Raw genomic sequence first — 13,078 nt, 5'->3', positions numbered from 1 at the left:
ATTAAAAAATCCAATTCCAAATAGTGAATAGACCAACAATGGCAGAAAAGAGAAGGCAAGCAAGGAATGCTAGACAGCCAAAAGGAACTAGCTTATCTTGCCATGTTTCTTTATACTCATAAATTAACTCCTCTGCTACTTTCTTCTGCACTGAAGATAAAGGTTGATCTTTATACAAAGCTTTTATATGGTTAGAATCGCCTTTAAACTTTAAAGCGCGTGCAATATGATGAGGGTTATTTCCCATTGATTTCTCAAATAATAAACATGATTCATGCATAATATCTGTTTTATGCTCCTCTAGATACCAGTAACGTCCAGCCATTTCTGGATATTGTAATTTATAATAAATATCTCCGAGTTGTTTTCGAAGATGTAATTCATTTGGGTATGTAAAGATGAGGCCGTGCAATCTGTCTCTTGCTTTTCCAAGATTATTATTTTCAATATCCTCTTCGATTCTTTTTAATGTTTTTCTAGGAATTTTGTTGTTCATAAATTCCTCCTTATTTGGAATAGAGATAATTATATTTTATAAGAAATACTAAAAATTAGAAATTCCATTTTAGAAAAAGATTGTACATTTTATTTTAATGTGCTATGATGGTGTCAGTTGAATAGTTAAATTAAGCAATCCATATGTTATCAAGTGCTGAAAACGAACGAGAAAAAGTATGTGAGAACTAGTTTATGTTTCGTATTTGATAATGTGTGGATTCTTTTTTTAGACAGGAAGACTAAAAAATTTAAAATTTGTATTTTCTTAGGAGGAAATAATTATGGCAGTAACAGGACAAGTAAAATGGTTTAACAACGAAAAAGGTTTCGGTTTCATCGAAGTTCCAGGCGAAAACGACGTATTCGTACACTTCTCAGCAATCGAAACTGACGGTTTCAAATCTTTAGAAGAAGGTCAAAAAGTTAGCTTCGAAATCGAAGACGGTAACCGTGGACCTCAAGCTAAAAACGTAATCAAACTATAATTTTATAGTTGATGATGGAAAAAAGGATGGCTAATGCCATCCTTTTTTTTTTTTTAGGTTGTGCAGAAATTTTTTTCAGAGCCTGTTTTTATATCTAAATCTCTTTTTCTATGTTACAACTGGTAAAAAATTATCGGGAATGCGTATTAGTTCCTGTATAAGAATTAGTTCAGCAAGAGCATTTGCTGCGTATGATAGTAAATAACTATAAGTTTGTATTCTTTATTGAAATAGGGGAATCTTTTCCAGATAGACCTTGAGTCTCATCTTTTTTGTTAGTATTGTTATTGGAATTTTGTACGTTTTGAGATGATGTTTCTAACAGTTGTTCTTGTTCCTTGCTAGGAGTATTCAGAGCATCTGAGGGGATGCTATTAACCTGCTGACTTAATAGATTTTCTTTATCCATAGTATACAGCTCCTTTTTGGAATTTGATAAAAAGAAATGTAATTATAAATGGCTACTTATATATATTGTGTTTTTGAATGAAATTATATACAAAACTTATATTACAAAGTTAATTAATTGACGAATTGTTAGTAATGGAAAAAATGTACAAATTTAAATTTTTTAGTAAAAATTAAAAGCGAGTAACAAGTACAAATACTCTTTCTCATGTTTTATATAAAGATCATATTACAAATCAAAAAAGATGTAGAGAACCTTGGAAGAAAATATAGTTGTTTTTCTAAGGGTGAAGAAGAATAAATAAAATGATACTACAAATGTAAAAAGGCTTTCCAAAAAGGAAGGCCTTTTACTCTTTTTTCACTACGTTTTTCTTCTCACGTTTTTTACATTCTGTACATTTTGATTTACGAAACGGTTTGGCAAAGAATAGCAGAATAAAAAATAAACCGAATATAATACTAGCTGAATTTTTCACGATAATGACGCTACTATTTTTCATTTGAATCGATGGTTGGATCTCTTTTTCTTCCATAGTGGCCCTCCATATATTGGATTTACATTTTAATTATAACAAAGTTAATTGTTGTAATGATGTGAAATGAGGAAGTGATTTCAAATATTTATAGCAGTATAAATGCTTTTTTGTGCACAATGCCATCTTGTTATTTTTATATATTTATTTTGAAATTTGAAGAATGTTTGATAAATAATAAATTAATGTAAAATAGTAGAATGTGCAATCCGTTTTCTTTTCATAGGTGCTAAAATTATATATGCAGCTGCTAATATAAATGGAAAAAAGGAGATAATAGAGTATGGAAAGTAAAGTGGAACGCTATGTCGAAAATTATGTTGTAACGAAAAATACGATGGCCTTACTTCCTGTTATTCTAAGTGAAAAGAAAATTGTTACGCGAGTCGTTGAAATGAATGATTCTTTTTTCGTATTTCAAAAACCACTAGATATTATAGAAAGAAGTTGCCGAAAGCATGGTTCTAGTTTCTTAGGCAGAAAAGAAGGAACGAAAGAATTAACTCATATTACACATAAAGCACCGATTGCGATTAGTCCTACAGATCAACTTTATTTTTTCCCTACCTATTCTTACTCTAGAAAAGAGTGCGCTTGGTTGTCTCATTTTTATATTGAAGGTAATAAAGAATTAAAAGATGGAAATCTTATTATTAGGTTTATAAATGGCTTTGCTGTGAAATTAGAAATATCAAAAACTAGTTTTGAAAATCAACAAAATCGTACAGCGAAATTGCGTACTGAATATGAAGATCGTAGGAAAAAACAAGGGAGCCCTTGTTTTAAAGAGATTGATAAAAAAGAGGAATCAACATTAAGACCTGCTTATGAGAGAGTGTATTTTGTGAAGGAAGGCGAAGTGTGAAAGGATGGGGGAATCCCCATTCTTTTTTTGTTTATCCGCTATTTACCGGGCAGTAAGACGCACACATCAAAATTCAGCGAAAGCAAAGAAGTTAGGTGGGGCCCTGCTGCCTGTAAAAGCCGGATTGGTGAGGGTTGATTAAAGTTTCATTTTATCAATCTTTATAGATAAAGAGATGTGTTAGAAAAACCGAGTTGTAATTTCATTTACCGATAAAAATATCGGAAAACCACCTAAATAACAAAACGAACGAAATTTCCTGTCGAATATTGATAGATTATCATAGCTAAATAATGAAGGAATTCTTATGAAAGATATGGAAACTTTAATAAATACATCTCCATATGTCGTATCTACCATTTCCTCTTTCATATAAGCAATGATACAGTAGGGATAGTATTTAGAGTAAAGGGGTAAAGTGTAGAATGGATTTTCAGACAATCAAAGAGTATTTTTCACCAGAAAATATGGATCATATTGTTGAGAGTTATAAAGCGTTCGGACCACTTCTTGGTATTGGTTTACCGATGATAGAGGCGTTGATTCCAGCATTACCGCTTATTGTATTTGTACTGGCGAATGCTGTTGCATTTGGCTTTTGGCTCGGTTTTCTTTATTCATGGCTTGGATCAGTAATGGGTGCATTACTTGTCTTTTTCATCATCCGCCATTTTGGTCGCAGTCGTTTCTTTTCGTTTGTAAATAAGCATGAGAGAGTAAGAAAAGCAATGGGGTGGATTGAAAGGAAAGGATTCGCACCGATTTTTGTTATATTTTGTTTTCCGTTTACACCGTCAGCGCTAATAAATGTTGTCGCTGGTTTATCACGAATTAGTGTAAAACAGTTTGGGCTAGCGTTAGCATTCGGAAAACTTGTGATGATTTTTATTTTAACGTATATCGGTCATGATTTAATGTCATTTATTCATAATCCGGTGAAATCAGTCATTGTAGCGATTGGTATTTTTATTTTATGGTATGTCGGTAAGAAAATTGAAGTAAAGTTAGAACTACATTAAGAATAGTCTTCTTTGTAAAGGAAAGCTTCAGTATTAAAGGATAAGGGGAGAAGCGGATGAAGAAAACTTTGAAAAAAGAAGGCATAGAGTGGATACGAACAATTTTAATTGGTGTATTATTAGCTGTATTTTTTCGAACGTTTTTCTTCTCAACGTATGTTGTAGAGGGGAAGTCAATGATGCCGACATTGCAAGATGGTAATATGCTCGTTGTAAATAAGGTGAGTTATCAAGTTGGGGACTTGAACAGATTTGACGTTGTGGTGTTTCATGCGAATAAAAAAGAGGACTATGTAAAGCGAATTATCGGTTTACCTGGAGATCATATTGAATATAAGCATGATAAGTTATATATAAATGGACAATTTATTGATGAGCCGTATCTAGAGAAATATAAGAAAGAGATAAATGGAAGGCAACTAACAGGCGACTTTACATTAGAAGAGTTAACGAAAGAAAAGCTGGTGCCACCCGGGTTTATTTTTGTAGTAGGTGATAACCGGCTCGGGAGCTGGGATAGTAGACACTTTGGCTTTGTAAAAGCTGATACAGTCGTCGGTAAAGTTGATTTGCGATATTGGCCAATTCAAGAGGTGCAAACGAATTTTTCAAAAGGTTGATATAATAGATAGAAGTATAGAAAAGACAAACAACTCAGTTTGTCTTTTTTCGTGTACTATAATACAATTATAGTAGCAAACTAACGTTCGTTATGTAAGTGAAAGGTGGGGTTACATGTCACTTCGATTTGTGATTGGTAGAGCGGGAAGTGGAAAAAGTACACTTTGTTTACGCGAAGTGCAAGAAGAGTTAAAACAACGCCCGAGAGGGAAAACAATATTATATCTTGTGCCAGAACAGATGACATTCCAGACGCAGCAGGCGTTAATTGGAAGTGAGGATGTAAGAGGTTCTATTCGGGCACAAGTTTTTAGTTTTTCACGATTAGCGTGGAAGGTACTACAAGAAGTTGGCGGAGCGAGTCGTCTTCATATTGATGAAGCGGGTGTACATATGTTACTCCGTAAAATTGTAGAGTCTCGTAAAGATGGATTATCGGTGTTCCAAAAAGCAGCGGAGCAAAACGGTTTCTTTGAACATCTTGGCAGTATGATTGCAGAGTTTAAACGTTACAATGTAACGCCATCTAACGTATATGAAATGTGGCAACAATTGGATGCGCATAGTAGCAGTGCCGAACAAAAGTTACTAGCGAATAAAGTGTATGATTTACAGCTATTATACGATGATTTTGAACGTGCTTTAATTGGAAAATATTTAGATTCAGAAGACTACCTGCAATTGCTAGTGGAAAAGCTTCCGCAGTCTGAATATGTAAATGGTGCGGAAATTTATATAGATGGATTTCATTCATTCTCCCCGCAAGAGTTAGAGATTGTAAGACAGCTTATGATTTGCGGAGCGAGAGTTACGATCACGTTAACGATAGATGAAAAAACGTTAGCACAGCCAGTAAATGAACTCGATTTATTTTATGAAACGACGTTAACGTATGAAAAAATCAAACAAGTAGCGCGTGAAGAGAAAATAGAAATTGAAAAAACAATTCCACTTATGGAACAGCCGCGTTTTCATTCTCCGGCATTAGCGCATTTAGAAGCTCATTATGAAGCGCGTCCGAATGAAAAATTTAACGGTGAAGCGAGTGTAACGATTAGCACAGCTGCGAATTTACGAGCGGAGGTAGAAGGTGTTGCTCGTGAAATTCGTAAACTTGTTGCGGATGAAAGGTATCGTTACCGAGATATTGCAGTGCTTCTTCGTAATGGGGAAAGTTATTACGATGTGATGCGAACGTTATTTACAGATTATAATATCCCGCACTTCATCGATGAAAAACGCCCGATGTCACACCACCCATTAGTAGAATGTATTCGTTCTGCACTCGAGATTATTAGTGGGAATTGGCGTTATGATGCGGTGTTCCGCTGCGTGAAAACAGAGCTTTTATATCCATTAGACGTAAGAAAAGAAACGATGCGTGAAGAAATGGATGAATTTGAAAATTACTGTTTAGCGTACGGTGTACAAGGAAAGAGGTGGACTTCAGAGGATCCATGGATGTATCGCCGTTATCGTTCTCTTGATGATACGAACGGGATGATTACAGACAGTGAACGTGAAATGGAAGAGAAAATAAATAGGTTACGTGACGTTGTAAGACCACCTGTTATTCGCATGCAAAAAAGGTTAAAGCGTGCAGGAACAGTTATGCAAATGTGTGAAGCAGTTTACTTATTTTTAGAAGAACTGGATGTTTCGAAGAAGCTAGAAGAATTACGTATACGTGCAGAAGAAAGTGGAGATTTCTTATTTGCGACAGATCATGAACAAGTATGGGAAGAAGTAATGAGTCTTCTTGATACATTTGTAGAGATGCTTGGTGAAGAGAAAATGTCTCTTTCTATGTTTACGGACGTTATGTCGACAGGTCTTGAGGCACTTCAATTTGCTAACATTCCGCCGTCATTAGACCAAGTGTTAATTGCTAATATTGATCACTCCAGGTTATCTGACGTGAAAGCAACGTTTATTATAGGTGTAAATGAGGGGGTCATTCCAGCAGCACCTATGGATGAAGGTATGCTTTCTGATGAGGAAAGAGAAGTTCTTGGTGCGGCAGGGATTGAATTAGCGCCAACGACGAGACAAACTTTGTTAGAAGAACAGTTCGTTATGTATCAAATGGTAACGAGAGCGTCTGAGAGGTTATACATTTCATGCCCGCTTGCAGATGAAGAAGGAAAGACGTTACTTGCGTCTAGCTTTATTAAGAAAATAAAAAGAATGTTCCCTAATGTGAAAGATTCATTTATTACGAATGACGTAAACGATTTATCACGTTCAGAACAAATTTCATACGTAGCAACGCCAGAAGTAACGTTATCTTACGTTATGCAGCAACTACAAACGTGGAAGCGATACGGATTTGAAGGGAATTTAGACTTTTGGTGGGACGTATATAATTTCTACGTAACTTCAGATGAATGGAAACAAAAAAGTAGCCGCGTCTTATCAAGTTTATTCTATCGAAATCGTGCGAAGAAACTAAGTACAGCAGTAAGTAGAGATTTATATGGAGATATAATTAAAGGAAGCGTCTCTCGTATGGAACTATTTAACCGTTGTGCATACGCTCATTTTGCACAGCACGGTTTATCACTTAGAGAGCGTGATATTTTCAAGCTTGATGCACCGGACATCGGCGAATTATTCCATGCGGCATTAAAGAAAATTGCGGACAAGTTATTGCGTGAAAACCGTACTTGGGCGGATTTATCCATAAAAGAGTGCGAGCATCTTTCTGTTTTAGTAATAGAAGAAATTGCACCGTTATTACAACGACAAATTTTATTAAGTTCAAACCGTCATTTCTATTTAAAACAAAAACTACAACAAATCATTTTCCGTACGTCAATCATTCTTCGTGAACATGCGAAGTCGAGCGGATTCGTACCAGTTGATTTAGAAGTGCCATTCGGTATGGGCGGTACAGGATCACTTCCGCCGATGGAATTCTCACTACCAAATGGTGTGAAGATGGAAGTAGTCGGCCGTATTGACCGTGTTGATAAGGCAGAAGATGAGAACGGGACGTTCTTACGTATTATTGATTATAAATCAAGTTCAAAAGCGTTAGATTTAACAGAAGTGTATTACGGATTAGCACTTCAAATGTTAACGTATTTAGATGTTGTTACTTCGAATGCACAGACGTGGATGAAAAAAGGCCAAGCAGCATCACCAGCGGGTGTATTGTATTTTCATATCCATAATCCAATTGTTGAAATGAAAGGTGACGCATCTGAAGCCGAAATTGAAAAAGAAATTTTAAAGAAATTTAAAATGAAAGGACTCGTATTAGGAGATGCGGACGTTGTTCGTTTAATGGATAACAAACTTTCAACAGGAAGTTCAGATATTATTTCTGCTGGCCTGAAAAAAGACGGTAGCTTTAGTGCGCGTTCAAGTATTGCAAGTGAGCAAGAGTTTAACGTACTGCAAAAATATGTACACCATACGTTTGAAAATATCGGAAAAGATATTACAGAAGGTGTTATCGATATTGCTCCTTATAAAATGGGAAATAAAGCAGCGTGCACGTTCTGTAACTTCAAATCTGTTTGTCAATTTGATGAGTCACTTGAAGATAATCAATTCCGTACGTTAAAAGATATGAAAGATAGTGAAGCGATGGAGAAAATAAGAGAGGAGGTTGGCGGAGAATGATAGAAAATTGGCCTAAAAAACCAGAAGGTAGTCAATGGACAGATGACCAGTGGAAAGCTGTTGTAGCGAACGGACGTGATATTTTAGTTGCGGCTGCAGCTGGATCAGGTAAAACAGCAGTATTAGTTGAACGTATTATTAAAAAGATTATTAATGAAGAGAATCCAGTCGATGTCGACCGCCTGCTCGTTGTAACATTTACAAATGCAGCAGCGCAAGAGATGAAAAATCGAATTGGGGAAGCGTTAGAAAAGGTATTAATTGATGAACCAGGCTCTCAGCATGTAAGAAAGCAACTGAGCCTATTAAATAAAGCTTCCATTTCAACAATTCACTCATTCTGTTTACAAGTAATTAGAGGATATTACTACATGCTGGATGTTGATCCTCGTTTCCGTATTGCGAATCAAACAGAAAATGAATTGTTAAAAGAAGAAGTGCTAGATGACATATTAGAAGAAGAGTACGGAATCGAAGATAATACAATCTTCTTTGAACTTGTTGATCGTTATACGAGTGACCGTAGTGATGATGACTTACAACGTATGATTTTAGCGCTTCATACAGAGTCAAGAGCGCATCCAAATCCGGAAAAATGGCTTGATAAATTAGTAGAAGCATATGACGTAGAAGGAAAGACAATTGAAGATTTAGTATATGCTTCTTATTTATTAGAAGATGTGAAATTCCAGCTTGAAACAGCGGAACAGCATATTCGTAAGGCAACTGAACTCGCAATGCTTCCTGACGGTCCAGCGCCTCGCGTTGAAACCCTGCAAGCAGATGTAGCATTACTTGGAACGTTATCATCAGCTGCTCGTGAGTCGTGGACAAGCGTGTATGAAGCGATGCAAAACGTATCGTGGCAAACGTTAAAGCGTATTAAGAAAAGTGATTACAATGAAGATGTTGTAAAACAAGTAGACTCTCTTCGTAATAAAGCGAAAGATGAAGTAAAGAAATTACAAGAAGAGTTATTTAGCCGCAAACCTGAAAGTTTCTTACGAGATTTTCAAGATATGCACCCAGTATTAGAAAAGCTTGTTCAACTTGTAAAAGTATTTACAGAGCGTTTCCAAGCGATGAAGCGAGATAAAGGAATGGTCGATTTCACAGATTTAGAGCATTTCTGTTTACAAATTTTAAGTGAACAAAGTGAAAATGGTGAAATGAATCCGTCAGCAGTGGCGCTCCAATATCGTAATAAATTTACTGAAGTATTAGTCGATGAATATCAAGATACGAACTTTGTACAGGAATCCATTATTAAATTCGTAACGAAAGATTCTGAGAGTGAAGGAAACTTGTTCATGGTTGGTGACGTAAAGCAGTCGATTTATCGTTTCCGACTAGCTGAACCAGGACTATTCCTAGGAAAGTATAAACGCTTCACACAAGAAGGATTGGGCGGCGGAATGAAGATTGACTTAGCGAAAAACTTCCGTAGTCGTCATGAAGTACTAGCAGGTACGAACTTCATTTTCAAACAAATTATGGGCGAAGAAGTTGGAGAGATTGACTACGATGCTGACGCTGAATTAAAACTAGGTGCTACCTATCCAGAAGGTGAAGATGTAGCGGCAGAATTACTCTGTATTCAGCAAACGGAAGAAGAAGTAATAGACGGTGAAGAAGGTGCAGAAGTCGAAAAAGCACAGCTTGAAGCTCGCCTTATGGCGCAGCGCATTAAAGCGATGGTTGATTCCGGTTATGAAGTGTATGACCGTAAAACGGATAGTATGCGTCCTGTACAATACCGCGACTTCGTTATTTTACTTCGCTCCATGCCGTGGGCGCCGCAAATTATGGAAGAGTTAAAATTGCAAGGAATTCCGGTATATGCTGACCTTGCGACTGGTTATTTTGAAGCAACGGAAGTAAATATTATGATGAACGTATTCCGCGTTATTGATAATCCGATGCAAGATATCCCGCTTGCAGCTGTACTTCGTTCCCCAATCGTTGGATTAAACGATGAAGACCTTGCGACGCTTCGTGCTCACGGAAAGAAAGGCTCGTTTTATGAAGTAATGAGCTCATTCTTAAAAGGTGCACCGCTTGAAGAGGAACAAGAACTTCATGAAAAACTAGAGTGGTTTTATAACTTACTGCAAGGATGGCGTGAATTTGCACGTCAACAATCACTTTCTGATTTAATTTGGAAAGTGTACGGCGAGACAGGTTATTACGACTTCGTTGGCGGTTTACCAGCTGGAAAGCAAAGGCAGGCAAACTTACGCGTACTATATGACCGTGCAAGACAATATGAAGCAACATCATTTAGAGGATTATTCCGCTTCTTACGTTTTATTGAACGTATTTTAGAACGCGGTGATGATATGGGGACGGCGAGGGCCCTCGGTGAACAAGAAGACGTTGTTCGCATCATGACGATCCATAAAAGTAAAGGGCTAGAGTTCCCGGTTGTATTTGTAGCTGGACTCGGCCGTCGTTTTAATACACAAGACTTAATGAAACGTTTCTTACTCCATAAAGATTTCGGTTTCGGTTCGCAATTTATCGATCCGCGTAAACGAATTAAATACACGACATTATCACAGCTTGCGATTAAACGTAAAATGAAAATGGAATTAATTGCGGAAGAAATGCGCGTACTATACGTAGCGTTGACGCGTGCGAAAGAGAAGTTAATTTTAATCGGAACAGTTAAGGATGCAAATAAGGAAATGGAAAAATGGCTTGATGCGAGGGAACATAGTGAATGGTTATTACCGGATCACATACGTGCCGGAGCGTCTTGTTATTTAGACTGGATTGCACCTTCATTATATAGACACCGTGATAGTGAAATGCTTCTTGAATTAGGACAAGGAAGTATTCCAGATGAAATTTACGGGTATGACACGAACTGGAAAGTAGAAGTTGTGGACGGTAACACGCTACTTGCACCAGAGCCAGTTCAAGAAGAGAAACAAGAATTGTTAGAAGCGCTTCGTGAGAAAAAGGCTGTTCCCCTGCAAAGTGAACGGAAAGAAGAAGTGTACGACAGATTAATGTGGAAGTACGGATATGAGGATGCAACATCTTATCGTGCGAAGCAATCTGTTACAGAAATAAAGAGAAATTATCAATCTGAAGAAGGTAGCGATAATGCCTTTATTAAAAAACTACGTGCGCCAATTAAAACACGTCCGCGCTTTATGGAGAAAAAAGGATTAACGTACGCAGAGCGTGGAACAGCAGTCCATGCCGTTATGCAGCATGTTGATTTGAAGAAGCCGATTACGGTTGAAGTTCTGCAAGAGCAAATTGCTGGAATGGTAAATAAGGAATTATTAACATTCGAGCAGGCGGAAGAAATAGCGATTGAAAAAGTAATTTCATTCTTTGACAGTGATTTAGGTAAAAGGGTACTAGCGGCGAAAAGTGTTGAGCGTGAAGTGCCATTTACGATGATGCTTGCAGCAGAAGAAGCATATCAAGATTGGCAAGGGAAGAGTGAAGAAACGATTCTTGTCCAAGGGGTTATCGACTGCATGATTGAAGAGGAAGACGGCATTACGTTAATCGACTTCAAAACAGATACGATTGAAGGGAAATTCCCAGGCGGATTCGAACAAGCAAAACCAATTTTAGAAGATAGATATAAAGTACAGCTTTCGTTATATGCAAAAGCGCTGGAGAAAAGCTTACAACATCCTGTGAAAGAGAAATGTTTATACTTCTTTGATGGGAATCATGTTGTAAATATTGAGGAATAGAGGGGCTTGAAAATGGTAACGGAAAAAACGTTAAGAACTTGTGAAAAAGGACATGAATACTACAAAAGTAGCGATTGCCCAACTTGCCCGACTTGTGAGAAAGAAAAGAAACCTAAAACAGGATTTCTTTCACTTCTTTCATCACCAGCACGAAATGCGCTGCAACATCATGGAATTCACACGATAGAAGAACTATCCAAGTATAGTGAAAAAGAGATTTTAAAACTGCATGGTATGGGACCTGCGTCTATGCCGAAGCTTAGAAAGGCTTTGGAGGAGAGAGGGTTATCATTTAAATAAAATGAAATAGTGCCTCTTTACTACTTACTTGTTTATACTGCTATTTGTGGACAGTAAAGCTCTTTCTTATTAAAATTTCATTTTAATAATTTTGAATTAGATAAAAGAAAAAAGTAGGAGAATATCTCCTACTTTTTTTACGCTGTTCCAATCTGATCTTGATCCGCCACATCAGAATCAAACGTATTTGTTGCACTAACACCGTTAAACGTATTTACGACAAATCCAACATTGGAAGCCCCAGATCCGTTATAAGCTTTCGTGTTTTCTTTCGGAGATACGTTATAAAAATCTCCTAAGTTGAAAGAGCCGTTACTATTTTGAACGACGAGATTTCCTACAACCGAAGGCATACCATCCACCTACTTTACTAAGCTTTTTACTTACTATATGAATTATTGTGCGGAAGGTTCATCCGTAATATATTGGCGGATTTGCATAATACGAGAGTTATTAAAACCATAATCAACATTTCCAATTTGAAAGCAACCAGAATTTAAAAGTGTCCGCAATTCAACATTATTAACTTCAATAAAAGGGCATTCATTTACAATATTTAATTTTACATCTGTCGTTCGTTTTGGAATTGTAATGTGTTCATCTGTAAAGATTTCAAAAGCATCAAAGCGACCTTCTCCCCTTATATAACAAGGAATTTCACGGTGGACGGCAAGAGCTCTACTTTTTAATTCCATTTGGTTTGCATCTCCAACTTGAAATACGGCAGTAATCCCTAAAGAAATAATAGAAACATTTTGGACAATGGACACATGATGTAACATAATTTCTCAGTCTCCTTAACCTGGAGTAGGAGGGACATCTGTTACTAATGGTACAAATGGACCCTCTGTAACTGTTTCAAATGGTGTATCGAGAATAGAAGATAGAATGAGGAGATTTGCATCTCCAATTAAAAAGAGTGCGGACGACGATACACCGTTCATTTTAATCTGTCCGACTTTTAACTCACGGTTTACAACGTTAAGGTTCATAC

Annotated in this window: 13 protein-coding genes; 7 read left to right on the top strand and 6 right to left on the bottom strand. The window is 36.8% G+C overall.

Annotation, left to right across the window (positions count from 1 at the left end):
- Window position 1: 1 nt before the first annotated feature.
- Window positions 2-496: a DUF6584 family protein gene (locus ACYFX0_RS08450; RefSeq protein ID WP_001060337.1), complete on the bottom strand. Its 495-nt coding sequence runs from the start codon at window positions 494-496 to the stop codon at window positions 2-4.
- A 283-nt stretch (window positions 497-779) separates the two neighbouring features.
- On the opposite strand from ACYFX0_RS08450, the gene cspA reads away from it, so the two are divergent.
- Window positions 780-983, top strand: a complete 204-nt coding sequence (gene cspA / locus ACYFX0_RS08445; RefSeq protein ID WP_000301518.1) for an RNA chaperone/antiterminator CspA — start codon at window positions 780-782, stop codon at window positions 981-983.
- Between the two features lie 205 nt (window positions 984-1,188).
- On the opposite strand, the gene ACYFX0_RS08440 is transcribed toward cspA, so the two are convergent.
- Together ACYFX0_RS08440 and ACYFX0_RS08435 are read right to left on the bottom strand one after the other, a co-directional pair.
- Window positions 1,189-1,392, bottom strand: a complete 204-nt coding sequence (locus tag ACYFX0_RS08440; protein WP_000356915.1) for a hypothetical protein — start codon at window positions 1,390-1,392, stop codon at window positions 1,189-1,191.
- Between the two features lie 349 nt (window positions 1,393-1,741).
- The gene (locus ACYFX0_RS08435) at window positions 1,742-1,927 is read right to left on the bottom strand and encodes a hypothetical protein (RefSeq protein ID WP_000391376.1); all 186 of its coding nucleotides are present in this window, start codon (window positions 1,925-1,927) and stop codon (window positions 1,742-1,744) included.
- Window positions 1,928-2,210: 283 nt separating this feature from the next.
- On the opposite strand from ACYFX0_RS08435, the gene ACYFX0_RS08430 reads away from it, so the two are divergent.
- The 6 genes from ACYFX0_RS08430 (at window position 2,211) to ACYFX0_RS08405 (ending at window position 12,084) form a co-directional block, all read left to right on the top strand.
- On the top strand, window positions 2,211-2,792 hold the full coding sequence (locus ACYFX0_RS08430) for a competence protein ComK (RefSeq protein WP_000444446.1): 582 nt from the start codon (window positions 2,211-2,213) through the stop codon (window positions 2,790-2,792).
- Window positions 2,793-3,217: 425 nt separating this feature from the next.
- Window positions 3,218-3,811 (top strand): TVP38/TMEM64 family protein, encoded by a 594-nt coding sequence (locus tag ACYFX0_RS08425; RefSeq protein ID WP_000347517.1) that lies wholly within the window; start codon window positions 3,218-3,220, stop codon window positions 3,809-3,811.
- 56 nt (window positions 3,812-3,867) lie between these two features.
- Window positions 3,868-4,431 carry a signal peptidase I gene (lepB, locus tag ACYFX0_RS08420; protein WP_000751897.1) on the top strand — a complete coding sequence of 188 codons (564 nt, stop codon included), beginning with the start codon at window positions 3,868-3,870 and terminating at the stop codon, window positions 4,429-4,431.
- Window positions 4,432-4,546: 115 nt separating this feature from the next.
- A complete protein-coding gene (gene addB, locus ACYFX0_RS08415; protein WP_136996709.1) occupies window positions 4,547-8,062 on the top strand; it encodes a helicase-exonuclease AddAB subunit AddB in 3,516 nt (1,171 codons plus the stop codon).
- A complete protein-coding gene (gene addA, locus ACYFX0_RS08410; RefSeq protein WP_016077977.1) occupies window positions 8,059-11,784 on the top strand; it encodes a helicase-exonuclease AddAB subunit AddA in 3,726 nt (1,241 codons plus the stop codon). The genes addB and addA overlap by 4 nt, the downstream gene beginning before the upstream one ends.
- Window positions 11,785-11,796: 12 nt before the next feature.
- Window positions 11,797-12,084, top strand: a complete 288-nt coding sequence (locus ACYFX0_RS08405) for an RNA polymerase alpha subunit C-terminal domain-containing protein (protein WP_000255718.1) — start codon at window positions 11,797-11,799, stop codon at window positions 12,082-12,084.
- Window positions 12,085-12,221: 137 nt separating this feature from the next.
- Here ACYFX0_RS08405 and gerPF read toward each other — a convergent pair whose 3' ends face one another.
- Genes gerPF through gerPD form a run of 3 tightly spaced genes read right to left on the bottom strand, consistent with a single transcriptional unit; the run spans window position 12,222 to window position 13,076 of the window.
- Window positions 12,222-12,437 carry a spore germination protein GerPF gene (gene gerPF / locus ACYFX0_RS08400; RefSeq protein WP_001141566.1) on the bottom strand — a complete coding sequence of 72 codons (216 nt, stop codon included), beginning with the start codon at window positions 12,435-12,437 and terminating at the stop codon, window positions 12,222-12,224.
- A gap of 42 nt (window positions 12,438-12,479) precedes the next feature.
- Entirely contained in the window at window positions 12,480-12,866 is a 387-nt protein-coding gene (locus ACYFX0_RS08395) for a spore germination protein GerPE (RefSeq protein WP_000902327.1), read from the bottom strand.
- A 15-nt stretch (window positions 12,867-12,881) separates the two neighbouring features.
- Window positions 12,882-13,076, bottom strand: a complete 195-nt coding sequence (gene gerPD / locus ACYFX0_RS08390) for a spore germination protein GerPD (RefSeq protein WP_001052807.1) — start codon at window positions 13,074-13,076, stop codon at window positions 12,882-12,884.
- Window positions 13,077-13,078: the final 2 nt, after the last annotated feature.

This window comes from Bacillus sp. NEAU-Y102 (genome assembly GCF_054788175.1).
This window is presented reverse-complemented; position numbering and strand designations above follow the sequence as displayed.

Bases quoted from the DNA above. Each gene is read 5' to 3' on its own strand.
- gerPD (WP_001052807.1), bottom strand. From the start codon at position 13,076: ATGAACCTTAACGTTGTAAACCGTGAGTTAAAAGTCGGACAGATTAAA.
- lepB (WP_000751897.1), top strand. From the start codon at position 3,868: ATGAAGAAAACTTTGAAAAAAGAAGGCATAGAGTGGATACGAACAATT.
- addB (WP_136996709.1), top strand. From the start codon at position 4,547: ATGTCACTTCGATTTGTGATTGGTAGAGCGGGAAGTGGAAAAAGTACA.
- ACYFX0_RS08405 (WP_000255718.1), top strand. From the start codon at position 11,797: ATGGTAACGGAAAAAACGTTAAGAACTTGTGAAAAAGGACATGAATAC.
- gerPF (WP_001141566.1), bottom strand. From the start codon at position 12,437: ATGCCTTCGGTTGTAGGAAATCTCGTCGTTCAAAATAGTAACGGCTCT.
- cspA (WP_000301518.1), top strand. From the start codon at position 780: ATGGCAGTAACAGGACAAGTAAAATGGTTTAACAACGAAAAAGGTTTC.
- ACYFX0_RS08435 (WP_000391376.1), bottom strand. From the start codon at position 1,927: ATGGAAGAAAAAGAGATCCAACCATCGATTCAAATGAAAAATAGTAGC.
- ACYFX0_RS08430 (WP_000444446.1), top strand. From the start codon at position 2,211: ATGGAAAGTAAAGTGGAACGCTATGTCGAAAATTATGTTGTAACGAAA.
- ACYFX0_RS08440 (WP_000356915.1), bottom strand. From the start codon at position 1,392: ATGGATAAAGAAAATCTATTAAGTCAGCAGGTTAATAGCATCCCCTCA.
- ACYFX0_RS08450 (WP_001060337.1), bottom strand. From the start codon at position 496: ATGAACAACAAAATTCCTAGAAAAACATTAAAAAGAATCGAAGAGGAT.
- addA (WP_016077977.1), top strand. From the start codon at position 8,059: ATGATAGAAAATTGGCCTAAAAAACCAGAAGGTAGTCAATGGACAGAT.
- ACYFX0_RS08425 (WP_000347517.1), top strand. From the start codon at position 3,218: ATGGATTTTCAGACAATCAAAGAGTATTTTTCACCAGAAAATATGGAT.
- ACYFX0_RS08395 (WP_000902327.1), bottom strand. From the start codon at position 12,866: ATGTTACATCATGTGTCCATTGTCCAAAATGTTTCTATTATTTCTTTA.